The following is a 23,512-nucleotide window of genomic DNA, read 5'->3' as shown; positions in this document are numbered from 1 at the left end:
TTCAACATTGATGTGACTGACAGATCGCCATCGCGGGCAAGCCCGCTCCCACAGGGATTCGTGCTGATCTTCACAATTGCATTCACAACGCCTGGATGTGGGACAATACCCGCCACTTTTAGCCATACCCGAATCGACAACGCCCATGAACGCCCCCCGCACACCAAGACCTGCGCGCAAGAAGCCTGACTCCGCTACCCCGGCCAAAGCCGTGGAACCCCGCGAGAAAGCAAGCCTGCATCCGCGCAATCGCCACCAGGGTCGTTATGACTTCCCGGCGCTGATCAAAACAACGCCGGAACTGGCGCAGTTCGTGATCATCAACCCGTATGGCAAGGAAAGCATCGACTTCGCCAGCCCGGACGCGGTTCGGGTGTTCAACCGGGCGCTGCTCAAGTCGTTCTACGGCATCGCCCATTGGGACATCCCGGCCGATTACCTGTGCCCGCCAGTTCCGGGCCGTGCCGACTACGTGCACTTCCTGGCCGACCTGCTGGCCAGCGTCAACGACGGCGAGATCCCTCGTGGTGCGCCGGTCAAGGTGCTCGATATCGGCATGGGCGCCAACTGCGTCTATCCGTTGATCGGCTACAGCGACTACCGCTGGCACTTCCTCGGCTCGGAAATCGACCCGACGGCCGTGGCTGCCGCTAAAGCCATCGTGCAGTCCAACGGGCTGAACAAGGCCATCCAGCTGCGCCAGCAAAGCAATCCCAAGCACATTCTGCTGGGCCTGCTCGAACCCGGCGAACGCTTTGACCTGACCATGTGCAACCCGCCGTTCCACGCCTCGATGGATGAGGCCACCAAGGGCAGCGAGCGTAAGTGGCGCGCCTTGGGCCGCGCCGACCCGAAACGCAAACTGCCGGTGCTGAACTTTGGCGGCCAGTCCGCCGAACTGTGGTGTGAAGGTGGCGAAGCACGGTTTGTGACGCAACTGATCGCCGAAAGCGCGCACTTTCAACACAAGGTGCTTTGGTTCAGCACCCTGGTCTCGAAAGCCTCAAACCTGCCGGCGATCCAGACGGCGCTGAAAAAGGCCGGCGTATTGGAAAGCCAGGTCGTGGAAATGTCCCAGGGCCAGAAGCAAAGTCGCTTCGTCGCCTGGACCTTCCAGACCAAATCCGAACAGCAGGTCTGGCGCGAACGCTGGGCGCGTAAAAGCTGAGTAACTGACCGGCGCAGATCAACGGTGGGAGTGGGCTTGCTCGCTCCCACATTGGTTCAGCGGTTTTGCAGGTCAATCGCTAAATCGCAGACACAAAAAAACCGTGCCCGGATTGCTCCGGAGCACGGTTTTTTTTAACAAGTCTTACTTGTTAACAGCGTCGGTCAGGCCTTTGGCCACAACCAGCTTGATAACTTTCTTGGCAGCGATTTCGATGGCAGCGCCAGTCGAAGGGTTGCGGCCGGTACGGGCAGGACGCTCAGTCACTTTCAGCTTGCCGATACCTGGCAGGGTGATTTCGCCGCCGTTTTCCAGCTGATCAGCAACGATTTGGCCCAGTTGGTCCAGAGCGTTACGCGCGGTGGTTTTTGGCGCGTCGATAGCTTCAGCGATGTCGGCGATCAGTTGGTCTTTAGTAAGAGCCATGTAATGTTCCTTCCCTATCAAATTCATATGGATTGCAGAGTGCAGTGTCAGCCATCGAGCCCGATCTTCTGGATCTGGCACCCTCGGCCATAACCACGACGAGTCGGGGTTATAGATACCGAAATCAGGGTTTGGTTCGACCTGACAAATGCTGAATGCACGCTTAACGCAGTGACTTCGCGTAAGACCGGGCAAAACTAGCACAGAGACGGGGAAATATCCGCCTCTAGCTACCCATTTGGTCAGCTTTATTGCTCTAAATTGGCAAAAAACTGCATAAGGGCCGGCGGACAGCTGCAAATTGCCCCCCGGCACCACGCCAAAACCAGTGGTTGCGGTACACTGAGCGCTTTTTCGGGGGAGCACGCCCTCCTCTCTTCAATCAGCCGAGAAGCCCATGCCGATCCGTCATTGCATCGTCCACCTGATCGACAAAAAACCCGACGGCACACCCGCAGTTCTTCATGCCCGCGATTCCGAACTGGCTGAGTCCAGCGCCATCGAGTACATGCTTGCCGACCTCAACGAGAGCTACAACGCCAAACAAGGCAAGGCCTGGGGTTTCTTCCATGCCGAGTCCGGGGCGCATCCGTTCAGCGGCTGGCTGAAGGAATACCTCGACGGCGGTAAGGACTTCACAGCCTTCAGCCGAGTGGCGGTGGAACATCTGCAGAAGCTGATGGAAGAGTCGAACCTCTCTGTGGGCGGCCACGTGCTGTTTGCTCATTACCAGCAGGGCATGACCGATTACCTGGCCATCGCCCTGCTGCACCACAGCGAAGGCGTGGCAGTGACCGATCAGCTGGACGTGACCCCTTCGCGACACCTGGACCTTGGCCAGTTGCACCTGGCAGCGCGGATCAACGTCTCCGAGTGGCAGAACAACAAACAGTCCAAGCAGTACATCTCGTTCATCAAAGGCAAGAACGGCAAAAAGGTTTCGGAGTACTTCCGTGACTTCATCGGCTGCCAGGAAGGCGTCGACGGCCCCGGCGAAACCCGCACCCTGCTCAAGGCCTTCAGTGACTTCGTCGAAAGCGAAGACCTGCCGGAAGAGTCCGCACGCGAGAAGACCAAGACCTTGGTGGATTACGCCAGCAGCCAGGCAAAAATGGGCGAGCCCATGGGCCTGGAAGAATTGTCCGAGCTGATCGACGAAGAACGCCCGAAAGCGTTCTACGATCACATCCGCAACAAGGACTATGGCCTGTCGCCTGAGATCCCGGCGGATAAGCGCACCCTGAACCAGTTCCGCCGCTTCACCGGCCGCGCCGAGGGCTTATCCATCAGCTTCGAAGCGCACCTGCTGGGCTCGAAGATCGAATACGACGAAGAGGCCGGTACGCTGATCATCAAAGGCCTGCCGACCCAATTGACCGACCAGCTCAAGCGACGCAACTGATGCTCGGCGGCGTGTTGAAAAAATTCCTGCTGATCCTGCTGGTGGTCGTGGTTTACCAGAACTGGGGCAAGATCGAGCGGGTGTTTCATCCCTCGCAGGTGGTGTCCGAGCAGACCCAGGCCAAGGCCAACGTCGTGCTCTACACCACCGAATGGTGCGGCTACTGCAAGCTGACCCGGCGCTTTCTCGATCAGAAGGGCATTGCGTACAAGGAATTCGATATCGAGAAAGATACCCAGGCGCGTAAAGCCTATGAGGCGCTGGGAGGACGCGGGATTCCGCTGATCGATGTGAACGGAACGTTGATACGCGGGTATGACCCGGACAAGGTGCTTGCGGCGTTGAAATAGCTTTTCAGGCCGACCCCGTCCTTTGTGGGAGCTGGCTTGCCTGTGATAGCGGAGTGTCAGGCAACATCAATATTGCTGGGCTGACCTCATCGCAGCGGTGCGGCGATCCGACAAGCCAGCTCCCACAGGTTAGTGCATGACCAGAAAATCAGTGGTTAGCGTCTACTGCGCTTCGATACGAAACCCGAACCGCGGAAAGTGCACATGCACCACGCCAACCCGCTCGTCTTCGCGACGCAAAATCAATTCCTCGCTGCCCGCAAACAGCAACTCTCCCGCCACTGGATCAACGCCATAATCGGTCGCGGCGACCACCACCTGCTGGCCAACCTCGAACCCGTTCGGCTCATCAAACTGCTCATCCGGCAACGCAGCTGGCGTGGCGTTGCGCGCGACTTCAAGCGCTTCCTCAGAAGTCATCTCGCTGAACGCGCCATGACCAAAGCCCATCACCCGGCCAAACCATGCCGACACGGCCGGATAAGCATCCACCAACGGTGACGTCACGTGCGTTGCTTTGAGGAACCACAGTGAATGGGCCAGGGCAAAGTCGGCAATCGACGGCTCGCCGAACAGGAAGTCACCCTGTTCGCGCTGAAGCTGCTGCTCCAGACGCGCCATGATCGTTGGCCACTGATGCCGAGCCTGCTCGGCGGACAACCGTGTAGCGCTGCCACCGCTGAACAAACCGGCGCGATCGGCCAGGAACCCCTTGATCGCTTCCGGCGACAACTTGCCAAAGCGCACCGCCACCGATGCAGGTTGAAACACCAGGCTGACCGCATGCTGGAACACCACCGAGTCAACCCATGCAGCGAAGGTTGCGGTGATCATTTCCTGGCCTTCCGGGAAGAACGCCGGCAAGGCTTTTTCCTGCTCCAGACGACGAGCCATCAACGCGGTGTCGCAATAGACATCAGCCCCCACCTGCAATACCGGCGTCTTGCGGTAGCCGCCGGTCAGCGCTGTCAGATCGGGTTTGGGCATCACTGGCGAGATGTTCACCGAGCGCCAGGACAGCCCTTTGAAGCCCAGCAGCAGGCGGGCCTTTTCGGCGAAAGGGGACGTCGGGTAGTGATGAAGAATCAACTCGGACATTACGTAAGCCTCATTTTTAATTATGACTACAGCCCTTTAAATGCACAGGCCGCAGTGTTTTCTAAGTCATTCATTTCCACTTGATCGTCTTTCAATCCATCAAGTGTCCATACACCTCGGCTATCGGACTACTTCAACCAGGCCCCTCGGGCTGAAGTGGTAGCCAGCGCTCCAATCTCGCAAACGTCGTTACCTTTCGACATGGAAAAACGTTTTCTTCGGTCTGAGCCCTCCCTGATCACAAGGTAACATTGCGACAAATAATGAAAACAACGAAGGATCGCTGCACATGCTCGTGAATGTTGCGCCATTGATAAAAGAAGCAACAGGCCAACAGACTTGGATCGATCTTGCATTGCCGGACCTGAGGACGCTGACGAGGGAACTTCGCTCAGCCCCGATCGAAGAAGTGAAGAGGGCTGATGATGAGGAGGGAGCCCTACAAATCCTCTTGGCTCACTTCGGATTTATTGATGAAGCCCTGCTGGCAGTCACGATTATGACCCCGATAGGAAATGTGGCGATCATGAGAGACAAACTGGCTCACATTGTCGAAAAACGTCCCGACTCTCGTGAACGTTACGTTCGACATGCACTGGAGACCGTTCGAAGTATGGAGAGTACTTTATGACAACGGTGCATACCGCGTGGCGTTCATCAATGCCTACGAGGCCAAAAATGACATGCTTGTCGTTGTGGATGTCAGAGATGGGCACGTCATGTGGAGTTTTATGCATGCCCCAGCGCGAGCCATGAACAAGCATCGACAAGGAGAGCTTCTCTACAAGCGCTACGTTCTCGAAGACAAAGAAAAAGGGCAGCTGTGAGGCTGCCCTTTGAATTTGAATCCTGATATTGGCATCCTCAGGAAATGGGATGAAGAGGTCTCACCTTACACCGATGTTGCAGCATCGCTGAGGTACCTACGTCTGCTAAAGCCCTGCAAGGCAGCAGATTTCGCGCTCTTGTTGTCATTCTTGATAAAGATGACAGGCATGTCAACTCATTTGCTACCTCATCCGGTCACCGTAGCATGCTTGCCAAAGCCTCCCGCAAGTGGATCAACTTTTACGGTCCCTGCGTATCTGGTCCGCGCGGTGACAATCCACCAAGCGTTCAAGGATAGTCTTCTCCACCATTGGGCATGCGGCAACGGCCAATCCGCTTGAGCGCCATTGCTACACCTTTCCACGGGCCATGCTTGTCAATCGCCAATTGCGCGTAGTGAGAACAAGAAGGGTGGAAACGACAAGCCCCCCTTAATCGCTGAGGGGCGGTTCTCTGGTAGAGACGGATTAGAGCCTTCAAAAAAAGTGTGATCACCGAGGCTTACGGAAGGTGATGACGTAGTAATTGGCGAGACTGGCCTTCTTGCCCCTCAACGCATCAAGGCAACCTGCGTTCACCTGAACACCAATAGTGTCGATCCGGTAAAATTCCCAACCCTCATCGGCCTGCTTGTTGGCAATGCTCTGCAAGTAAACAGCAGCTTCGTTACCCTTTTCCTTGCTGGCCTGAACCTGAATGTTAGGTGGCACCTGAACCATTTTGTAGTGATACATCGACTGTCCTTAATGACGTAAGTGGCGGTGTGCCACGACGCTCACTCTACAGACAACAATTGCGGATCAGTAGCTTAATGGGCATTTTCAGAAAGAGCTGACACCGCCGAAGACAAATGACCTACACCGATGACATAGCGCTCGCCACCAGACATTCCTTGGCGCTTTTCTTGAGTTTTTTGATCAAGCGTTCCTGGCGCAGTGCTTCGCTTTTGTCACGGCAGATTTCGGTGTAGACCAGTGCCACGGCCGGGCTGGACAGGAAGAAGCGCGCGCCTTTGCCACTTTGGTGAGTAGCGAAGCGGCGGACGGGATCGTCGCTGATCCCGCAGTAGAGCGAACCATTGGCCGCGCGAACGAGGTAGACGAACCAGGGTTTGCTGACGGGCAGCGGCGGTTCGGCGGCAATGACGGAAGATTCGCTCGAGGTGTTCACGTGACGATCAAGGCTTGTAGGAAACAAGCCGCGATCTTATCAGCGACTGGCCTGAAATGCCTTCAGCCCCTTCAAGGCCTGAGCGCGCACGGCGTTTTTCACCACTGGCGTCCAGCCCAACAACAGCCCTTTGAAACCCAGCGCCTGACGGGACCAGCGCCACAGATCAAAGTTGTCGTGGTGCTCGCAGATCTTGCCGTCGCGAAACACGAAGCGCGCCTGGATGTCGTTGACCACGGCATTGCCGGTCTGACTGAACAGGTAGGTCGCGACCCAATGGGCACCGCCCGTACGCTCATCGCTGCGCACGTTATCGAAGGTCAGGGAGAAGTCCTTGGCCCGCGTGGTGAGCATGCGCCACATGTCGCCGGCATCGCGCCCACGCAGTTCGCCGAACGCCGGATCACTGAACACCACATCGTCGGTGTAGCAAGCGCTCATGGCCTCGGCATCCAGCCGCTGGAAGGCTTGGTAGAACCGGGTGATCAAGGCGTTATGGGCATCACTCATAGACAGACTCCGGAGAATAGGCAGATTGCCAGCACGATAATCTGCAAACGGACGAAACACCATCAGCATTCGCACTCCGAATACCGACGGTGTGCGCGAATCAGATCTTTTCGCTTTCGACCTGCACGTACAGCGAACGCCCGGCACCGAGGCCGGCGATGATCGCGCTGAGGCCGATGACACCGAAAATCCAGCCCAGGGCGCTCCAGCCGCCGGTCCAGTCATGTACCACGCCGACCGCGAACGGTCCCATGGACGCCAGGGTGTAACCGAAGCCTTGGGCCATGCTCGACAGGTTGGCCGCGACATGGGCATCCCGCGAGCGCAGCACGATCAGGGTCAACGCCAGGCTGAACGTAGCGCCCTGCCCCAACCCCAGCAGGATCGCCCAGCCCCATAGGCCGTTGATCGGTGCATAAAGGCAACCGAACAAACCGCCGAGCGTCATTACCATGACGATCACGATCGCCAGCCGCTGATCCTTGCCGCGCGTCGCCAGCCAGGGTGCTGCCAGCGAGCTGATCAACTGGACAATCACCGAACCCGACAACACCAGACCGGCCTGGGTTGGCGTCAGCCCGCGGCCGATCAGAATCGACGGTAGCCAGCCAAACACGATGTAGGCCAAAGACGATTGCAGGCCCATGTACAAGGTCACTTGCCAGGCCAGTGGATCACGCAGCAGACCTCGGACCCGATAGGCAACGTGGTGCGCGCCGTGTTTCTGGCCGACTTGCGGCAGCCAGAACATCGCCGCGACCAGTGCTGGAACTACCCAGAAGCCCAGGCCCATGGCCCAGCTCTTGTCGAAATGTTCACTCAACGGCACGGTCGCCCCAGCTGCCATGGCCGCCCCCAGGCATAGGGCCATGGTGTAGACGCCGGTCATGGTGCCGGCCTGTTTCGGGAAGTCGCGTTTGACAATGCCGGGCAGCAGCACGCCGATCACCCCAATGCTGGCGCCGGCCAACACGCTGCCGGCGAACAGACCGATCTCGCCGAACGAACTGCGCAAAATGATCCCGCCGGCCAGCATCAGAAGAATCCCCAACACCACCCGCTCGGCCCCAAAACGTCGCGCCAGCACCGGTGCCAACGGCGCGAACAAACCGAGGCAAAGTACCGGCAAGGTCGTCAGCAAACCGGCATGAGCAGCCGATAGCCCCAGTGTCTTCGAGACCTCGCTGAGCATCGGCGCCATGCTCGACAACGCCGGACGCAGGTTCAGCGCCACCAGAATCAGGCCGAGCAACAACAACCACGGTCGCCGCAGGACCGGGTGAGTTTGCTGAACCTGTTCGTCATCGGCTTCGGCGTCGATCAATAGCTCATCGAGCTCCGCCGTACGCTTGAGCTCAGTGATGCTGCTGTTGCTGGCCTGCTGGGTGGGCATGGGGTTCTCGGTTTCAAGGTTCATTGATCAACTGCCTCGACAAGGCTTTTGCCCGTTCCGGGTCGCGTTGCTCGACGGCATCGAGCAGTTCGACATGAAGGTCGAACACCGATTGGCGTCGGGGTGAGATGTTCAGGGTCTGGCGCAAGTGCGCGCCGACGATGCTGGAGAAATAGCGATACAACTCGCTGAGGGTCGGGTTATGCGCCGCATCCACCAGTCGACGGTGAAACACCAGATCGCAAGCGATGTAGGTGTCGAGATCGCCGTGGTAGTGACTGCCGCTGACGCCTAGCGCTTCGCGCAATGCCACCAGGTCTTCCTCAGTGCGGCGTAACGCCGCGAGGCCGATGGCTTCGACTTCCAGAATGTGCCGGGTTTCCCGAGCCTGTTCCTGAGTGCATCGGGAAAGCGCCTTCATGGTGTCCAGCGGATCAATCACCGCCCGCAGATAGCTGCCGTCGCCCTGGCGAATCTCGATCAACCCGGAAAACGCCAACACGCGCATGGCTTCGCGCACGGTGTTGCGGCTGATGCCCAGCTCAGTCGCCAGTTCCGGCTCGGTGGGCAAACGCTGGCCGACCGTCCAGACGCCTTCGGTGATGCGCAGGCGTAACTGGTCCAGAGCCTGATCGACCAGGGATCGCTTAATTAATGGAGAAATGTCTGACATAAGATTCGCCCTTTCATCCAATCATAGGATGAATTTTCTGACATGTTAGTCAGCTTCGTTTGAGAGGACAACCTGCCCTACCAGAGCGGTCGCAGCTTCAAGGCACTTTTCTCGGAGGTTTTTCCTAGAACCTACTGTGCAAGTGGCAGAAAACCTTCGCACGCGGAGTGATTTCCCACCCCCCTCGCAAGAATGAGCTGACATCCCTCGGAACCTACGAGCGTCAGACTTCACGATGTTGATTCGCGGGCATTTTCGCCCGCACTTGAATAGAAGGAAGAGAAAAGCACATGGAAGAAGTCAATTTCGGCAAGAAGGGTGGCCGCTCTTTTTTTTTGAAGAAAAGTCAGGACCTGCTCGCCGTACGCAGCCGGGCGGGGAAAAGTCTCGCTGCAACCCTGTGCTGCGAAAAAGCCGATCAAGCACTGGGTGGCGGTCAGCTGTTACTGCACATTGAGGACGCCGACGTGCAGGTCTTCAAACTGCCGCAAGATTCGGATGTATCCCGATGCAAGGCTTTGCTGCGGGAATTGCCGGACGTGCGTTTCGCCGCAAGCGTGCTCGTCGATCCTCATACTCAAGAGCCCGTTCTTTACACCGAGAATATTTTTCTTAAGTTTGTTGATCTACTCACCCCGACACAGTGCCAGGTCATACTCGATGAGCTGGGTCTGACCATCAAACAGCAGGTTCCCTACGCGGCGAACGCCTTCTTCGTCCAACACAAGAATTGCCGCGGCACTGACGTGTGCTCATTCGCACTTGAACTGCTAAAACGTGAGGATATCGATTACTGCCACCCGGAAATGTTGCGCCAGGGACAACGTCGGGCGATCCACGACAATCAATGGCACCTGAAAAAAACCACCGTGACCTATCACGTCCAGATTGATGCCAGTGCCAATGTCGAAGCGGCCCATGACCTGGCCCAGGGTGAAGGGGTCGTAATCGCAGTCATCGATGATGCCTTTGATATCGACCACCCTGAATTCGCCGGATTCGGCAAAGTCATCGGGGCGCAAAACTTTGACCGGCGCAATGCCAGGCAAGGTCCACGTCCGAAAAACGACCTTGAGCGCCACGGAACGGCAGCCGCCGGTGTCGCTTGCGCCAATGGTGAAATCGGCGCCAGCGGCGTTGCTCCTCGGGCCAGCCTCATGCCGTTAAAGCTCACCAAGCCGTTGGGCGCACGGGCTGAAGCGGACGCGTTTTTCTGGGCAGCCGACCAGGGCGCCGACATCATTTCCTGCAGCTGGGGCCCGGCCGAAGGGCATTGGGCTGACCCTACCGATCCTCGGCACACGCAGGTTTTTCCGCTTGCCGCCAGCACGCGACTGGCCATCGAGTACGCCGCGACCAAGGGCCGCAATGGAAAAGGATGCCTCATCTTTTTTGGTGCCGGCAACGGTAACGAGAGCGTGGATAACGATGGGTACTCCAGCCATCCCTTGGTCATTGCCGTCGGTGCCTGCAATGACCAAAACCGACGCAGTGCCTACAGCGACTACGGAAAAGCGCTCTGGTGCTGCTTTCCCAGCGGCGATCAATCTCACCCGGACCCAAAATTCCAACCCGCCACTTCAATGCCGCAAACTCGAGGCATTCGCACCACGGATTTGAGCGGCAAGTTTGCCGCCCCAAACAATGCGGCCTACACCGAATCGTTCAGCGGCACCTCCAGCGCCTGCCCGGGGGCGGCAGGCGTGGCAGCGCTGGTTCTGGGGGTCAACCCATTACTGGATCGCGAATCTGTCCGACAGATCCTGGCCGATTGTTGCGACAAGATCGGCCATGCCGACGATGGCCCGCTCGGTCAATACGACCGGAGCGGCCATAGTCATTACTACGGATACGGTCGTCTCAATGCACTTCGAGCGGTGCATCTGGCGCTTGAACGCAAGGAAACGCAGAACTGAATGTGGGTTGGCTGCGGTCAGCTCTCGGCAGGTCTTTCACCCACAAGATTGCGTCATGCTGGTCGCACCAAAAATAAACCCGGAACATAGTCCGGGTCTATTTCACTGCCTGGCGTCGATCAATGCAGGATCTGGCTCAAGAACAGCTTCGTACGCTCATTCTGCGGGTTGTCGAAGAAGTCGTTCGGCGCGGCCTGTTCGACGATTTCACCCTTGTCCATGAAGATCACGCGGTTGGCCACGGTACGGGCGAAGCCCATTTCGTGGGTTACGCAGAGCATGGTCATGCCGTCTTCGGCCAGGCCGATCATGGTGTCCAGAACCTCTTTCACCATCTCTGGGTCGAGTGCCGAAGTCGGTTCGTCGAACAGCATGATTTTCGGTTTCATGCACAAGGCGCGGGCAATCGCCACACGCTGTTGCTGACCGCCGGACAGTTGCCCCGGGTATTTATGCGCCTGCTCCGGAATGCGTACGCGCTCCAAGTAGTGCATGGCGATTTCTTCAGCCTTGCGCTTGGGCATCTTGCGTACCCACATCGGCGCCAGGGTGCAGTTCTGCAGGATGGTCAGGTGCGGGAACAGGTTGAAGTGCTGGAACACCATGCCGACTTCACGGCGGATCGCTTCGATCTGCTTGAGGTCGTTGGTCAGTTCCACGCCATCGACCACGATGCGCCCCTGCTGGTGTTCTTCCAGACGATTGAGGCAACGGATGGTGGTGGATTTGCCGGAACCCGATGGGCCGCACAAAACGATACGCTCGCCTTGCTTGACGTTCAGGTTGATGTCTTTCAACACGTGGAACTGGCCGTACCACTTGTTTACGCCCTGCATCTGAATAATGCCTTCAGGGCTCACAGGCTTTTTGATCGCTTCACTCATCACAAAACTCCTAACGCTTGTGGCCAGTGTCCAGCTTGCGTTCCAAATGCATGGAATAGCGGGACATACCAAAACAGAAAATCCAGAACACCAGGGCCGCGAACACATAGCCTTCAGTGGCCATGCCCAGCCATTTCGGGTCGGCGGCGGCTTGCTTGACGCTGTTGAGCAAGTCGAACAGGCCGATGATGATCACCAGGCTCGTGTCCTTGAACAGCGCAATGAAGGTGTTGACGATGCCAGGGATCACCAGCTTCAGGGCTTGCGGCAGAATCACCAGACCCATGCTGCGCCAGTAACCCAGGCCCATCGCTGCAGCCGCTTCGTACTGACCTTTGGGGATCGCTTGCAGACCGCCACGCACCACTTCAGCGATGTAGGCCGACTGGAACAGGATCACGCCGATCAGCGCCCGCAGCAGTTTGTCGAAGTTCATGCCTTCGGGCAGGAACAACGGCAACATCACCGAAGACATGAACAGCACCGTGATCAACGGCACGCCGCGCCAGAATTCGATGAAGGTCACGCAGACCACGCGAATCGCCGGCATGTTCGAACGACGGCCCAGGGCCAGCACGATACCCAGCGGCAATGCGCCGACGATACCAACGGTAGCGATCACCAGGGTCAGCATCAGGCCGCCCCACTGGCTGGTCGGCACTTCGGTCAGACCAAACCAGCCACCGTGCAACAAGGTGTAGGAAATGATCGGATAGAGCACCAGAAAGCTCAGGCCGTAGATTGCCTTGTGCGGAACACGTGCGATGAACAACGGCGCCACGCCAATCACCGCCAACCATACGGTCAGGTCCACGCGCCAGCGCAGGCCTGTCGGGTAGTAGCCATACATGAACTGGCCGAAGCGCTGCTGGATGAACACCCAGCAGGCGCCCTCCTTGGTGCAGTCGGCGCGGGTGGTACCGACCCAGTTGGCATCGAGAATCGCCCAGCTCACGATAGGGGGGACTATCAGGTAAATCAGATAGAACGCGAACAGCGTCAGCAGGGTGTTGATCCAGCTGGAGAACATGTGCGCCCGCATCCACGCCACGATACCGATGCTACTGCTCGGTGGTGGCATGTCGGGTTTGAAAGTATGAGTCGTCATGCGCTTTTCCTTACCGCTCGATCAGCGCAATGCGCTTGTTGTACCAGTTCATCAGCAGGGAAATGCTGATACTGATCGCCAGGTACACGCTCATGGTGATGGCAATGACTTCGATTGCCTGCCCGGTCTGGTTCAGCACCGTACCGGCAAACAACGACACCATCTCCGGATAACCGATACCGGCCGCCAGCGAGGAGTTTTTCGCCAGGTTGAGGTATTGGCTGGTCAGCGGTGGAATGATCACGCGCAGAGCTTGCGGGATGATCACCTTGCGCAGGGTCGGACCGTTGCGCAATCCCAACGAGTGCGCCGCTTCGGTCTGGCCATGGCTGACCGACTTGATGCCCGAACGCACGATTTCGGCGATGAACGCCGCGGTGTACACGGTCAGCGCCAGGGTCAGCGCCAGCAGTTCCGGGATCAATACCCAGCCACCTACAAAGTTGAAACCTTGCAGCTGTGGCATTTCCCAATGCAGCGGCGCGCCGAAGATCAAGGCGCACAACGCAGGTATCACCAGGAACAGCGCCAGGCCGACCCAGAATTTGTGGAACGGTACGCCGGTCGCTTCGAAACGCTTGTTGGCCCAGCGGCACATCAGCACGATCGCGACAATGGCCACGACGATGCTCGCCACAAACGGCCAGAAACCATCCGCAGTCAACGCTGCCGGCATGTTGAGCCCGCGGCTGCTGACAAAAAAGGTGTCGCCGAAGTTATGGCTGTTGCGTGGCCCTGGCATGGTCAGGAACACCGCGAAGTACCAGAACAGGATTTGCAGCAGCGGCGGAATGTTACGGAAGACTTCGACATAAACCGTTGCCAGTTTGGCAATGATCCAGTTCTTCGACAGCCGCGCCACACCGACGATGAAACCAAGGATCGTCGCCAGGATCACACCGATAAAGGTGACCAGCAGGGTGTTGAGCAGGCCGATGACAAACACCCGGGCATAGCTGTCCGATTCGGTGTAGTCGATCAGGTGCTGAGCGATGCCGAAACCGGCACTGCGCTCAAGGAAGTCGAAACCCGAGGTGATGCCCCGGTGCTGGAGGTTGGTTTGCGTGTTATCGAACAAAAACCAGCCCAGCGAGACCACCGCCACAATGGTGATGATCTGGAATACCCACGCACGCACTCGTGGATCGCTGAGGCTGAGCCTCTGCTTTGGTGCGCCGATTGAATTTTGCATGAAGTGCCCCGGAAATAATGGAACAGAACATCACCCGGCGGTTGGCCCGCCGGGTGATAGAACCATCAGCGCACTGGTGGTGCGTATTGAATGCCGCCAGCATTCCACAGGGCGTTCAGCCCGCGGTCGATTTCCAGCGGAGTTTTCTTGCCGAGGTTCTTCTCGAACACTTCGCCGTAGTTACCGACTTGCTTGACGATCTGCACGACCCAGTCTTTCTTCACTTTCAAGTCTTTGCCGTACTCGCCGTCAGAGCCCAGCAGACGAGCGACGTCCGGGTTCTTGGTGGCTTTGGCTTCGGCTTCGACGTTCGCCGAAGTGATGCCTGCTTCTTCAGCGTTGAGCATGGCGTAACCAGTCCAGCGCACGATGGCCAGCCACTCGTCGTCGCCATTACGCACGACCGGGCCCAGTGGCTCTTTGGAGATGGTTTCTGGCAGAACCACGTAGTCCTTCGGCGAGGCCAGCTTGCTGCGCTGGGCGAACAGCTGGGACTTGTCGGAGGTCAGCACGTCGCAACGACCGGATTCCAGCGACTTGGCGCTTTCATCGGAGGTGTCGAAAGTGATCGGGGTGTACTTCAGACCATTGCCGCGGAAGTAGTCGGAAACGTTCAGCTCGGTGGTGGTACCGGCCTGGATGCAGATGGTCGCGCCATCCAGCTCTTTGGCGCTCTTGACGCCCAGCTTGTTGTTTACCAGGAAGCCGATGCCGTCGTAGTAAGTGATGAAGCCAGGAAACTTCAGGCCCATGCCCGCGTCACGGGAACTGGTCATGGTGGTGTTACGCGACAGAATGTCGATTTCACCGGACTGCAGCGCGGTGAAGCGCTCTTTGGCGTTCAACTGGCTGAATTTGACCTTGGTCGCATCGCCGAAAACGGCAGCGGCCACAGCACGGCAGAAGTCAGCGTCGATGCCGACGATCTTGCCGGTGGAGTCCGGAACCGAGAAGCCCGGCAGACCGTCACTCACGCCACACTGTACGAAACCTTTCTTCTGCACTGCATCCAGGGTTGCACCCGCCTGAGCGAACCCACTGACACCGAGCACTGCGGCTGCAGTCACGATGGCCAGGGTGGATTTCAATAACTTCATTCAAACCTCCAGTTTTGCTCTTGTTGTGTCGGAGCTTGAGCCCTGTCGCACCCTTATGAGGCGTTGTTGACCCGTGTTGGCTTTTTTTAGGGTCAACCGACGCAGGACCGTCGCTATGAGTCTAGTAGGAGAAAATCCACGTCATGGATAACTCCCTTCTCACCAATCGGCCGAACGGGCGGTAGCCCTTTCACGTTCGCGAAGCCCGTAGCGGCCTTTGGCGAACATCCATCACCGGATTCTTTGCTATCCCACGACCAGCCGTACACTGATAGTGTTACCGCCAGGCATGAGATTGGTTGCACAGGATCTCCCATAGCAAAGCCCGTACCAGACCGCTCGCTAAAGCGATTCAGCGCAAGGTCAATAGCAAAACTTGCAACCGTGCGACATCTTCTTAACTGATCAACCCATCGCGCACTTCAACCTCGCACTTAATGAGCGCGCATGCACAACAATGGAGCAGACATGACCGAGCCCCTGATTCTTCACCCCGTCAAGCCCGCAGACGCCTGCGTAATCTGGCTGCACGGGCTGGGTGCCGACCGCTACGACTTTTTGCCGGTCGCCGAAGCGTTACAGGAAAACCTGCTCACCACCCGTTTCGTTTTGCCCCAGGCCCCGACTCGCGCCGTCACCATCAACGGTGGCTACGAGATGCCAAGCTGGTACGACATATTGGCCATGAGCCCGGCACGCGCCATCAGTCGCGAGCAGTTGGAGGAGTCCGCGCAACGGGTCGTGGATTTGATTGAAGTGCAGAAGGCCAGCGGAATAGACGCCTCGCGGATCTTTCTCGCCGGTTTTTCCCAAGGCGGTGCCGTGGTATTGCACACAGCCTTCCTGAAATGGCAGGGACCGTTGGGCGGCGTACTTGCGCTCTCGACTTATGCCCCGACCTTCAGCGATGAACTGGAGCTTTCCGCCAGCCAACAGCGTATTCCCGTGCTGTCGTTGCATGGTCAGTATGATGACGTCGTGCAAAACTCCATGGGCCGGACCGCCTACGAGTATTTGAAGCAGCATGGTGTCACCGTGACATGGCAGGAATACCCAATGGGCCACGAAGTGTTACCCGAAGAAATTCGCGACATTGGTGTCTGGCTCGCCGAGCGTTTGCGCTAAAAGCTACCCATTGATCCATCGCACTACGCCGCGCCCGATTCTTGCATTACACTGGCCGGCGTATATTCCTTAACCAATTGATGAGATGACCGTGCTCAAAGCACTCAAGAAAATGTTCGGTAAAAGCGAGACTGAGCAGCTCGCGCCAGTCTCCAGCGCTCCTTCTCATACTCCCAGCCACCGCACCGACGGTAGTCAGCCTGGCCGGACCGCAACCGTAGCGGCACCGAAGCACGAGCCGGTGACCACACCGACCGCCCCCGCAGCCCCGGCCATCGCCTCTGAGCAGCCGCGCAGCGAAGCCCCGAAACCGGCAAAACCGCGTCGCGAACCAAAGCCAAAAGCGCCGGTTATTCCCTGGAAACTCGAAGACTTCGTCGTCGAACCCCAGGAAGGCAAAACCCGCTTCCACGATTTCAAACTCGCCCCCGAACTGATGCACGCCATTCAGGACCTGGGCTTTCCGTACTGCACGCCGATCCAGGCACAGGTGCTTGGCTTCACCCTCGCGGGCAAAGACGCCATCGGTCGCGCCCAGACCGGCACCGGCAAAACCGCCGCGTTCCTGATTTCGATCATCACTCAGCTGCTGCAAACCCCGCCGCCCAAAGAACGCTACATGGGTGAACCACGGGCGCTGATCATCGCCCCGACCCGGGAACTGGTGGTGCAGATCGCCAAGGACGCCGCCGACCTGACCAAGTACACCGGCCTCAACGTCATGACATTTGTCGGCGGCATGGACTTCGATAAGCAACTCAAGCACCTCGAAGCCCGTCACTGCGACATCCTGGTGGCCACTCCGGGCCGTTTGCTCGACTTCAACCAGCGCGGCGATGTGCACCTGGACATGGTCGAAGTGATGGTGCTGGACGAAGCCGACCGGATGCTCGACATGGGTTTCATCCCACAAGTGCGTCAGATCATTCGCCAGACTCCGCCGAAGAACGAGCGTCAGACGCTGCTGTTCTCCGCAACCTTCACCGAAGACGTGATGAACCTCGCCAAGCAATGGACCACCGACCCGTCGATCGTCGAGATCGAAGCGCAGAACGTGGCCAGCGAAAACGTCGAGCAACACATCTACGCGGTGGCCGGTGCCGACAAATACAAACTTCTCTACAACCTGGTCAACGATAACGGCTGGGAGCGGGTGATGGTCTTCGCCAACCGCAAGGACGAAGTGCGGCGCATCGAAGAACGCCTGGTACGCGATGGCGTCAACGCGGCGCAATTGTCTGGCGATGTGCCGCAGCACAAGCGCATCAAGACCCTGGAAGGTTTCCGCGAAGGCAAGATCCGCGTGCTGGTGGCCACCGATGTGGCCGGTCGCGGCATTCACATCGACGGCATCAGCCACGTGATCAACTTCACCCTGCCGGAAGTCCCGGACGACTACGTGCACCGCATCGGTCGTACTGGCCGTGCTGGCGCGGATGGCGTGTCCATCAGTTTTGCCGGTGAAGATGACTCCTACCAGCTACCGTCCATCGAGGCGTTGCTGGGTCGCAAGATCAGTTGTGAAACGCCACCGACGCATCTGCTGCGGGCGGTTGAGCGCAAGCGCCCGTAACCAGGGCCTTTCAGAAAGAGGCGCAGCCGGAAACGGACTGCGCTTTTTTTTCGTCCGGCTTTTTTCAACAGGACTTGCTAGAGACAACTAAAAGTCCATAATGGACAAATTAGTTTACTTTCAGCGCCCGGAGCCGACCATGCCCAGCACGCCTTACGTGATCACCCAACCTCAGGCCCGCGAACTGCTGGCGCAAGTTGATGTGCCGCAGATTCTGCGCAAGCTGTTCCGCGACCTGGCCGCCGGGCAAGCCGTACAACCCGCGCAACAGCTGGTGGAATTCCCGCAAGGTGCCGGGGACTTCATCAATTACCTGGGTGTGCTGGCCGAAGACGGGGTATACGGCGTCAAGACGTCGCCTTACATCGTGCGCGAGCAAGGTCCGCTGGTAACCGCCTGGACGCTGCTGATGTCGATGCAGACCGGCCAGCCGTTGCTGCTGTGCGATGCTGGTGAGCTGACCACCGCACGCACCGCAGCGACCACGGCGGTGGCGGTCGATGCCCTCGCGCCGTTGAAGGCCCAGCGCCTGGCGATCATCGGCAGCGGTAAAGTGGCCCAGGCGCACCTGTACTACGTCAAGGACCTGCGAGACTGGCAAAGTATCAGCCTCTATTCGCCGAGCCTGAATGGCAAGAATCCCGAAGCACTGGCCCAACTCAAAAGCCTCGATCCACGACTGACCCTCGCCGACAGTTGCGAAGCCGCGATTCAGGACGCAGACGTGATTATGCTCTGCACCTCGTCCGCCGGACCGGTGATCGACCCGTCAATTTTGAGCAAGCCGGCGCTGATCACCTCCATCAGCACCAACGCACCACGCGCCCATGAAGTGCCACCGCAGAGCCTCAATGACATGCAGGTGTTCTGTGACTATCGTCAAACCACCCCAGGCTCGGCCGGCGAGATGCTGATCGCCGGTGAGCAGCATGGCTGGGACAAGCATTCGATTGTCGGCGACCTGCCCGACTTGCTCAGCGAAAAAGTCCAGCGCCCTGAATACGACCGCTCTGTGTTCTTCCGCTCCATCGGCCTGGGCCTGGAAGACATCGCACTGGCCAATGCCCTTTACCGCTTGCAGCAATAGCACCTCAATCCCTGTGGGAGCGGGCTTGCCCGCGATGCAGGCGCCGCGCTCTGTCAGGCACACCGCGGTGATGCCATCGCGGGCAAGCCCGACTCCCACAGGGTTTATCTATAACCATGGCATTTGCGCCCCACAGGAGACGTTCATGAGCCAGGCAGATTTCATCATCATCGGCGGCGGGATTGCCGGCGCTTCCACCGGTTTCTGGCTGTCGCAGCACGGGCGGGTGATTGTGCTCGAGCGCGAATCCCATCCGGCCTATCACTCTACCGGACGCTCGGCGGCGCTGTTCACCGCCGCCTATGGCACGCCGCAGGTTCGGGCATTGACCCAGGCCAGCCGCGACTTCTTCGACGCACCGCCGCCCGGTTTCTGCGAACACCCGCTGCTGACCCCACGTGGCGAGATGACTGTCGACTTCACCGGCGATCCGGCCGAGCTGAGCAATCAATACCTGAGCGCCAAAGCCACGGTGCCGCAAATGCAGCGGCTGAGCGCCGACGAAGCGTGTGCGCGCCTGCCGATCCTGCGTCGGGAAAAAGTCCATGGCGCGATCTACGACCCGACCGCCAGCGACATCGACACCGACGCTCTGCATCAGGGCTATCTGCGCGGTATCCGGCGCAATAAAGGTGAAGTTCATACCGACAGCGAAGTGCTGAACCTGACCCGTGATGCCGAAGGGCAGTGGCAAGTGCAAACCAACACTCAGACCTTCAGCGCTCCAATCATCATCAACGCCGCCGGTGCCTGGGCCGACAAGATTGGCGAGCTGGCCGGCGCCAAGCCGCTGGGTTTGCAACCCAAGCGCCGGGCAGCCTTTATCTTTGCCGGCCCCGAGGGCTTGGATATCCATGACTGGCCAATGCTGGTCAGCCTCGACGAATCCTTCTATATGAAGCCCGACGCCGGCATGTTCCTCGGCTCACCGGCCAACGCCGACCCGGTAGAACCCCACGACGTGCAGCCCGAAGAGCTGGACATCGCCATGGGCATTTACCAGATAGAAGAAGCCACCACCCTGACCATCCGCCGCCCGACCCGCACCTGGGCAGGCCTGCGCAGTTTCGTGCGCGACGGGGACTTGCTGTCCGGCTTCGATCAGCAGGTACCGGGGCTGTTCTGGGTCGCGGCGCAAGGCGGCTACGGCATCCAGACGTCGCCAGCCATGGGCCAGGCCAGCGCCGCCCTGGTACGCGGTGAAGCCTTGCCCGAACAGCTCACCCGTTTCGGCCTGGACGCCGAGATGCTCTCCCCCGCCCGCCTGGGCTGATCCTGATCCTGCCCCCTCAGGTGACGTGTCCACACGATTGCGGCAAACTTCCAGTGCCCCTTTTTTAACGGGGCGCTGACGCTGCCTGGAGTTCCACTGTATGAACGCACCTGAAAAAGACTCGGCCCTGGACGCTACGTCCATGGACAACTTCCGCGCGATTGCCGATGCGATCGCCACGTTGTTCTTCCCTCACGCCGAGGTGGTGCTGCACGACCTGCGCACGCAAAAGGTCGATTACATCGCCAACAACCTGTCCAAACGGGAAATCGGCGATGACTCGTCGCTGGAAGACATGCTCAGCGAAGACGTCAGCGAACGAAACATCGGGCCGTATGAAAAGCTCAATTGGGACGGCCAGAAGATTCGCAGTCTCAGCAGCGTACTGCGCGACAGCAAGGGTCGTCCGCTGGCGGTGCTGTGCATCAACCTGAATATCTCGTTGTTCGAAAACGCGAAAGCGGCGCTGGATTTGTTCCTGTCGCCGACCAAGCTGATCCCGCAACCGGACTCACTGTTTCGCGATGACTGGCAGGAACGGATCAACACCTTTCTGCACGCCTGGCTGCGCGAGCGTCAACTGAGCCTGAATGTGCTGACCCGCGACCACAAACGCGAACTGGTGCTGGCGCTGCACGCCGAAGGCGCCTTCAAAGGTAAAAGCGCCTCCAACTATGTGGCCAATGTGCTGAACATGGGGCGGGCGACGGTGTACAAGCATTTGAAGGAATTGAAGGGCTAAAAATTTGTAGTGACTGTTCCGGCCGCATCGCGGGCAAGCCCTCTCCCACAGGGTCCGTTTCGTACACAAAACATGAGTACACCGCAGAACCTGTGGGAGATTTGTAGTGACTGTTCCGGCCGCATCGCGGGCAAGCCCTCTCCCACAGTGTCCGTGTCGTGCACAAAACATGAGTACACCGCAGAACCTGTGGGAGCGGGCTTGCCCGCGATGGCGATTAATCAGTCGCCGTAGATGTCAGACTTGAAATACTTCTGCGAAATCTTCTGATACTCGCCATTGGCGCGAATCTCGTCGATCGCCTTGTTCAGATCCGCCACCAACTGCGTGTTGCCCTTGCGCACAGCAATCCCGGCGCCCTCGCCCACGTATTTCGGATCCTTGAGTTCCGGCCCGACAAAAGCGTAACCGGCGCCACGCGGCATCGCCAGGAAATCACTCAACGGGATGGTGTCGGCAAAAATCGCATCGAGGCGACCGGCTGCCAGATCCATGTAGATTTCTTCGTTGTTGCCGTAGCGCTTCACGTTGATGCCCTTGGGCTCGAAAACCTCGGTGGCATAACGGTCGGTGGTGGTTGCACGCTGCACGCCGACATTCTTGCCCTTGAGGCTGGCGTACTGATCATCCACCACTGCACCGTCCTTCATCACCAGACGCGATGAGGTGAAGTAATACTTGTGAGTGAAATCCACCGATTTCTTACGGTCTTCGTTAATGGTCATGGACGACAGCGCCATGTCGATTTTCTTCACCTTCAGGGAAGGAATCAGACCGTCGAACTCGCCTTCGACCCACTCACACGTGACCTTCATCTGCGCGCACAGGGCATTGCCGATCTCGTAGTCGAAACCGACTATCTTGCCTTCCTGGGTTTTGGACGCGAACGGCGGATAAGCCGCTTCGATGCCGATGCGCAGGTTTTTCTCGGCGGCGAACAGGCTACTGCACGCCAACAGGCTCATGGCCAGACCGGTGATGAGGGGGAATTTCTTCATATTCGTTCTCTCGCGGGTTGTTGTTGGTTTGGCAAGACAGAAGAAGCTGAAACGGGGGAAAACCTTTTTTGTACTTAGAATTCCATACTGGACTTTTATGTATTTTCCGTCAATCAGGTAGGCAGCCTCATACCCGGCCTCTGGTCGGGTGCTAGCCAAATGCAAAAAAGGCCGGGTCGGTGCTTCGCAAACAAGCGAAACACCGACCCGGCCCTCGGGAACCGCCCAGACAGTTATTCCAGTGCGGCAGCCGGCCCGAAGAACTCGTAACGGCTCTGCTTCTCTGGCACACCCAAGGCCTTGAGGTGACGTTTGATCGCCGCCATGAAGCCCTTAGGTCCCAGGAAGTACGCATCCACGTCACGCTGTTCCGGCAACCACTCGCCAAGTTGCGCCTGGCTCAACAGGCCAACCTTGTCCGCCGCCGGGCTGACACCATCGTCTTCGGCGTAGCAGTAAAAACGCTTGAGCTGCGGATGACGCTCGGCCAGGCCATCGATCCAGTCACGGAAAGCATGCACGCTGCCGTTGCGCGCGCAGTGGATAAAGTGCACTGGCCGCTCGGTCGCCAACGCCGCTTCGAGCATCGCCAGCGTCGGGGTGATGCCGACGCCGCCACTGATCAGCACCAGCGGTTTGTCGCTGGCGGTCAGGGTGAAATCGCCCGCTGGCGGGAACAGCAGGATGCTCGCGCCGACGTGCAGTTGATCGTGTAAATGGTTGGAAGCGCGGCCACCGGTTTCGCGCTTGACGCTGATGCGGTACTGGCCCTTGTTGGCCAGCGCCGACAGCGAATAGTTACGTCGAATTTCTTCGCCATCGAGGATCAGTTTCATGCCGATGTACTGGCCAGGCTCTGCCGCGAGAATCGGGCCCTTGTCCGCCGGTTCGAAGTAAAACGAGATGATTTCCGCGCTCTCCTCGACCTTGGCCGCCACGATGAACTCCCGCGCACCACGCCAGCCGCCCGGCGCCTGTGCTTTCTGGTCGTAGATGCTGGCTTCGGCGCCGATCAGGATCTCGGCCAATTGACCGTAGGCCGCGCCCCAGGCACTCATCACTTCGGGCGTGGCGATCTCTTCGCCCAGCACTTCGGAAATTGCTCGCAACAGGCAGCTACCGACGATCGGGTAATGTTCCGGGAGGATTTGCAGGGCCACGTGCTTGTTGATGATCTTGGCTACCAGGTCGCCCAATTGATCGAGCTGGTCGATGTGCCGCGCATACATCAATACACCGTTGGCCAAGGCGCGAGGCTGATCGCCGCTGGCCTGGTGAGCCTGGTTGAATAGCGGGCGGACCTCCGGGTATTCGGAGAGCATCATGCGGTAGAAATGAGTGATCAACGCTTCGCCGCCGCTTTCCAGCAACGGCACGGTGGACTTGACGATGGCACGGTCTTGAACGCTAAGCATAAAGGGCGACTCCTGAGCTTTATGTGAATACCCTTTACCTATCAGTTTCCATGCCAACAATTAAAACGTTATAAATCAATTAGT

25 protein-coding genes are annotated in these 23,512 nt (G+C 58.5%); 11 read left to right on the top strand and 14 right to left on the bottom strand.

What is annotated here, in order from left to right; all coding sequences use genetic code 11:
* Nucleotides 1–145 precede the first annotated feature (145 nt).
* Nucleotides 146–1,168 carry a 23S rRNA (adenine(1618)-N(6))-methyltransferase RlmF gene (rlmF, locus tag PSH88_RS05835; protein WP_064676012.1) on the top strand — a complete coding sequence of 341 codons (1,023 nt, stop codon included), beginning with the start codon at nucleotides 146–148 and terminating at the stop codon, nucleotides 1,166–1,168.
* Nucleotides 1,169–1,312: 144 nt separating this feature from the next.
* Here the strand turns inward: rlmF and PSH88_RS05830 are convergent, their stop codons facing one another.
* The gene (locus tag PSH88_RS05830; RefSeq protein WP_007905514.1) at nucleotides 1,313–1,594 is read right to left on the bottom strand and encodes an HU family DNA-binding protein; all 282 of its coding nucleotides are present in this window, start codon (nucleotides 1,592–1,594) and stop codon (nucleotides 1,313–1,315) included.
* Nucleotides 1,595–1,991: 397 nt separating this feature from the next.
* Between PSH88_RS05830 and yejK the strand changes: the two genes are divergently transcribed.
* On the top strand, nucleotides 1,992–2,996 hold the full coding sequence (yejK, locus tag PSH88_RS05825) for a nucleoid-associated protein YejK (protein WP_038981666.1): 1,005 nt from the start codon (nucleotides 1,992–1,994) through the stop codon (nucleotides 2,994–2,996).
* Nucleotides 2,996–3,346, top strand: coding sequence for a glutaredoxin family protein (locus tag PSH88_RS05820; protein WP_305425310.1), 351 nt, complete (start codon nucleotides 2,996–2,998; stop codon nucleotides 3,344–3,346). The genes yejK and PSH88_RS05820 overlap by 1 nt, the downstream gene beginning before the upstream one ends.
* Nucleotides 3,347–3,508: 162 nt before the next feature.
* Here the strand turns inward: PSH88_RS05820 and PSH88_RS05815 are convergent, their stop codons facing one another.
* A complete protein-coding gene (locus PSH88_RS05815; RefSeq protein ID WP_305425308.1) occupies nucleotides 3,509–4,444 on the bottom strand; it encodes a glutathione S-transferase family protein in 936 nt (311 codons plus the stop codon).
* Between the two features lie 289 nt (nucleotides 4,445–4,733).
* Here PSH88_RS05815 and PSH88_RS05810 point away from each other — a divergent pair, with 289 nt between their 5' ends.
* Together PSH88_RS05810 and PSH88_RS05805 are read left to right on the top strand one after the other, a co-directional pair.
* Nucleotides 4,734–5,075 (top strand): hypothetical protein, encoded by a 342-nt coding sequence (locus PSH88_RS05810; RefSeq protein ID WP_305425307.1) that lies wholly within the window; start codon nucleotides 4,734–4,736, stop codon nucleotides 5,073–5,075.
* A gap of 16 nt (nucleotides 5,076–5,091) precedes the next feature.
* Complete coding sequence (locus tag PSH88_RS05805) at nucleotides 5,092–5,271, top strand: hypothetical protein (protein ID WP_305425306.1); 180 nt, start codon at nucleotides 5,092–5,094, stop codon at nucleotides 5,269–5,271.
* A 289-nt stretch (nucleotides 5,272–5,560) separates the two neighbouring features.
* Here PSH88_RS05805 and yidD read toward each other — a convergent pair whose 3' ends face one another.
* The 6 genes from yidD to PSH88_RS05775 all read right to left on the bottom strand — a co-directional run bounded on the left by yidD (nucleotide 5,561) and on the right by PSH88_RS05775 (nucleotide 9,018).
* Entirely contained in the window at nucleotides 5,561–5,767 is a 207-nt protein-coding gene (gene yidD, locus PSH88_RS05800) for a membrane protein insertion efficiency factor YidD (protein ID WP_305425305.1), read from the bottom strand.
* The gene (locus PSH88_RS05795) at nucleotides 5,764–6,006 is read right to left on the bottom strand and encodes a DUF4177 domain-containing protein (RefSeq protein WP_305425304.1); all 243 of its coding nucleotides are present in this window, start codon (nucleotides 6,004–6,006) and stop codon (nucleotides 5,764–5,766) included. The genes yidD and PSH88_RS05795 overlap by 4 nt, the downstream gene beginning before the upstream one ends.
* 121 nt (nucleotides 6,007–6,127) lie before the next feature.
* The gene (locus PSH88_RS05790; protein WP_305425303.1) at nucleotides 6,128–6,442 is read right to left on the bottom strand and encodes a GIY-YIG nuclease family protein; all 315 of its coding nucleotides are present in this window, start codon (nucleotides 6,440–6,442) and stop codon (nucleotides 6,128–6,130) included.
* Nucleotides 6,443–6,481: 39 nt separating this feature from the next.
* A complete protein-coding gene (locus PSH88_RS05785) occupies nucleotides 6,482–6,952 on the bottom strand; it encodes a nuclear transport factor 2 family protein (protein WP_305425301.1) in 471 nt (156 codons plus the stop codon).
* A gap of 100 nt (nucleotides 6,953–7,052) precedes the next feature.
* The gene (locus PSH88_RS05780) at nucleotides 7,053–8,369 is read right to left on the bottom strand and encodes a CynX/NimT family MFS transporter (protein WP_305425300.1); all 1,317 of its coding nucleotides are present in this window, start codon (nucleotides 8,367–8,369) and stop codon (nucleotides 7,053–7,055) included.
* A complete protein-coding gene (locus PSH88_RS05775; RefSeq protein ID WP_305425299.1) occupies nucleotides 8,359–9,018 on the bottom strand; it encodes a FadR/GntR family transcriptional regulator in 660 nt (219 codons plus the stop codon). Before PSH88_RS05775 ends, PSH88_RS05780 begins: the two co-directional genes overlap by 11 nt.
* A gap of 290 nt (nucleotides 9,019–9,308) precedes the next feature.
* On the opposite strand from PSH88_RS05775, the gene PSH88_RS05770 reads away from it, so the two are divergent.
* The gene (locus tag PSH88_RS05770) at nucleotides 9,309–10,934 is read left to right on the top strand and encodes a S8 family peptidase (RefSeq protein WP_305425297.1); all 1,626 of its coding nucleotides are present in this window, start codon (nucleotides 9,309–9,311) and stop codon (nucleotides 10,932–10,934) included.
* 119 nt (nucleotides 10,935–11,053) lie between these two features.
* On the opposite strand, the gene PSH88_RS05765 is transcribed toward PSH88_RS05770, so the two are convergent.
* The 4 genes from PSH88_RS05765 to PSH88_RS05750 all read right to left on the bottom strand — a co-directional run bounded on the left by PSH88_RS05765 (nucleotide 11,054) and on the right by PSH88_RS05750 (nucleotide 15,215).
* Nucleotides 11,054–11,818, bottom strand: coding sequence for an amino acid ABC transporter ATP-binding protein (locus PSH88_RS05765; protein WP_007905492.1), 765 nt, complete (start codon nucleotides 11,816–11,818; stop codon nucleotides 11,054–11,056).
* 10 nt (nucleotides 11,819–11,828) lie between these two features.
* Nucleotides 11,829–12,926 carry an amino acid ABC transporter permease gene (locus tag PSH88_RS05760; protein WP_305425295.1) on the bottom strand — a complete coding sequence of 366 codons (1,098 nt, stop codon included), beginning with the start codon at nucleotides 12,924–12,926 and terminating at the stop codon, nucleotides 11,829–11,831.
* Nucleotides 12,927–12,936: 10 nt separating this feature from the next.
* On the bottom strand, nucleotides 12,937–14,118 hold the full coding sequence (locus tag PSH88_RS05755) for an amino acid ABC transporter permease (RefSeq protein ID WP_305425294.1): 1,182 nt from the start codon (nucleotides 14,116–14,118) through the stop codon (nucleotides 12,937–12,939).
* 65 nt (nucleotides 14,119–14,183) lie between these two features.
* Nucleotides 14,184–15,215 carry an amino acid ABC transporter substrate-binding protein gene (locus PSH88_RS05750; protein ID WP_305425293.1) on the bottom strand — a complete coding sequence of 344 codons (1,032 nt, stop codon included), beginning with the start codon at nucleotides 15,213–15,215 and terminating at the stop codon, nucleotides 14,184–14,186.
* 468 nt (nucleotides 15,216–15,683) lie between these two features.
* On the opposite strand from PSH88_RS05750, the gene PSH88_RS05745 reads away from it, so the two are divergent.
* The 5 genes from PSH88_RS05745 to PSH88_RS05725 all read left to right on the top strand — a co-directional run bounded on the left by PSH88_RS05745 (nucleotide 15,684) and on the right by PSH88_RS05725 (nucleotide 21,015).
* Nucleotides 15,684–16,340: an alpha/beta hydrolase gene (locus PSH88_RS05745; RefSeq protein WP_305425292.1), complete on the top strand. Its 657-nt coding sequence runs from the start codon at nucleotides 15,684–15,686 to the stop codon at nucleotides 16,338–16,340.
* An 85-nt stretch (nucleotides 16,341–16,425) separates the two neighbouring features.
* The gene (rhlB, locus tag PSH88_RS05740) at nucleotides 16,426–17,913 is read left to right on the top strand and encodes an ATP-dependent RNA helicase RhlB (RefSeq protein ID WP_305425291.1); all 1,488 of its coding nucleotides are present in this window, start codon (nucleotides 16,426–16,428) and stop codon (nucleotides 17,911–17,913) included.
* 139 nt (nucleotides 17,914–18,052) lie between these two features.
* Entirely contained in the window at nucleotides 18,053–19,000 is a 948-nt protein-coding gene (locus tag PSH88_RS05735; protein WP_305425290.1) for an ornithine cyclodeaminase family protein, read from the top strand.
* A gap of 145 nt (nucleotides 19,001–19,145) precedes the next feature.
* Complete coding sequence (locus PSH88_RS05730) at nucleotides 19,146–20,273, top strand: NAD(P)/FAD-dependent oxidoreductase (RefSeq protein ID WP_305425289.1); 1,128 nt, start codon at nucleotides 19,146–19,148, stop codon at nucleotides 20,271–20,273.
* Nucleotides 20,274–20,373: 100 nt separating this feature from the next.
* Complete coding sequence (locus PSH88_RS05725; protein WP_305425288.1) at nucleotides 20,374–21,015, top strand: helix-turn-helix transcriptional regulator; 642 nt, start codon at nucleotides 20,374–20,376, stop codon at nucleotides 21,013–21,015.
* A gap of 221 nt (nucleotides 21,016–21,236) precedes the next feature.
* Here PSH88_RS05725 and PSH88_RS05720 read toward each other — a convergent pair whose 3' ends face one another.
* Complete coding sequence (locus PSH88_RS05720; protein ID WP_305425287.1) at nucleotides 21,237–22,013, bottom strand: ABC transporter substrate-binding protein; 777 nt, start codon at nucleotides 22,011–22,013, stop codon at nucleotides 21,237–21,239.
* A 233-nt stretch (nucleotides 22,014–22,246) separates the two neighbouring features.
* Complete coding sequence (gene hmpA, locus PSH88_RS05715; RefSeq protein WP_305425286.1) at nucleotides 22,247–23,428, bottom strand: NO-inducible flavohemoprotein; 1,182 nt, start codon at nucleotides 23,426–23,428, stop codon at nucleotides 22,247–22,249.
* Between the last annotated feature and the right edge of the window lie 84 nt (nucleotides 23,429–23,512).

Origin of the sequence: Pseudomonas wuhanensis (assembly GCF_030687395.1) — a bacterium.
Classification (GTDB): Bacteria; Pseudomonadota; Gammaproteobacteria; order Pseudomonadales; family Pseudomonadaceae; genus Aquipseudomonas; species Aquipseudomonas wuhanensis.
This window is presented reverse-complemented; position numbering and strand designations above follow the sequence as displayed.

Excerpts from the sequence above, each read along its gene's own strand:
- rlmF (WP_064676012.1), top strand. The coding sequence starts at position 146 with ATGAACGCCCCCCGCACACCAAGACCTGCGCGCAAGAAGCCTGACTCC.
- PSH88_RS05830 (WP_007905514.1), bottom strand. The coding sequence starts at position 1,594 with ATGGCTCTTACTAAAGACCAACTGATCGCCGACATCGCTGAAGCTATC.
- yejK (WP_038981666.1), top strand. The coding sequence starts at position 1,992 with ATGCCGATCCGTCATTGCATCGTCCACCTGATCGACAAAAAACCCGAC.
- PSH88_RS05820 (WP_305425310.1), top strand. The coding sequence starts at position 2,996 with ATGCTCGGCGGCGTGTTGAAAAAATTCCTGCTGATCCTGCTGGTGGTC.
- PSH88_RS05815 (WP_305425308.1), bottom strand. The coding sequence starts at position 4,444 with ATGTCCGAGTTGATTCTTCATCACTACCCGACGTCCCCTTTCGCCGAA.
- PSH88_RS05810 (WP_305425307.1), top strand. The coding sequence starts at position 4,734 with ATGCTCGTGAATGTTGCGCCATTGATAAAAGAAGCAACAGGCCAACAG.
- PSH88_RS05795 (WP_305425304.1), bottom strand. The coding sequence starts at position 6,006 with ATGTATCACTACAAAATGGTTCAGGTGCCACCTAACATTCAGGTTCAG.
- PSH88_RS05785 (WP_305425301.1), bottom strand. The coding sequence starts at position 6,952 with ATGAGTGATGCCCATAACGCCTTGATCACCCGGTTCTACCAAGCCTTC.
- PSH88_RS05780 (WP_305425300.1), bottom strand. The coding sequence starts at position 8,369 with ATGAACCTTGAAACCGAGAACCCCATGCCCACCCAGCAGGCCAGCAAC.
- PSH88_RS05775 (WP_305425299.1), bottom strand. The coding sequence starts at position 9,018 with ATGTCAGACATTTCTCCATTAATTAAGCGATCCCTGGTCGATCAGGCT.
- PSH88_RS05770 (WP_305425297.1), top strand. The coding sequence starts at position 9,309 with ATGGAAGAAGTCAATTTCGGCAAGAAGGGTGGCCGCTCTTTTTTTTTG.
- PSH88_RS05765 (WP_007905492.1), bottom strand. The coding sequence starts at position 11,818 with ATGAGTGAAGCGATCAAAAAGCCTGTGAGCCCTGAAGGCATTATTCAG.
- PSH88_RS05760 (WP_305425295.1), bottom strand. The coding sequence starts at position 12,926 with ATGACGACTCATACTTTCAAACCCGACATGCCACCACCGAGCAGTAGC.
- PSH88_RS05755 (WP_305425294.1), bottom strand. The coding sequence starts at position 14,118 with ATGCAAAATTCAATCGGCGCACCAAAGCAGAGGCTCAGCCTCAGCGAT.
- PSH88_RS05750 (WP_305425293.1), bottom strand. The coding sequence starts at position 15,215 with ATGAAGTTATTGAAATCCACCCTGGCCATCGTGACTGCAGCCGCAGTG.
- PSH88_RS05745 (WP_305425292.1), top strand. The coding sequence starts at position 15,684 with ATGACCGAGCCCCTGATTCTTCACCCCGTCAAGCCCGCAGACGCCTGC.
- rhlB (WP_305425291.1), top strand. The coding sequence starts at position 16,426 with ATGACCGTGCTCAAAGCACTCAAGAAAATGTTCGGTAAAAGCGAGACT.
- PSH88_RS05735 (WP_305425290.1), top strand. The coding sequence starts at position 18,053 with ATGCCCAGCACGCCTTACGTGATCACCCAACCTCAGGCCCGCGAACTG.
- PSH88_RS05730 (WP_305425289.1), top strand. The coding sequence starts at position 19,146 with ATGAGCCAGGCAGATTTCATCATCATCGGCGGCGGGATTGCCGGCGCT.
- PSH88_RS05725 (WP_305425288.1), top strand. The coding sequence starts at position 20,374 with ATGAACGCACCTGAAAAAGACTCGGCCCTGGACGCTACGTCCATGGAC.
- PSH88_RS05720 (WP_305425287.1), bottom strand. The coding sequence starts at position 22,013 with ATGAAGAAATTCCCCCTCATCACCGGTCTGGCCATGAGCCTGTTGGCG.
- hmpA (WP_305425286.1), bottom strand. The coding sequence starts at position 23,428 with ATGCTTAGCGTTCAAGACCGTGCCATCGTCAAGTCCACCGTGCCGTTG.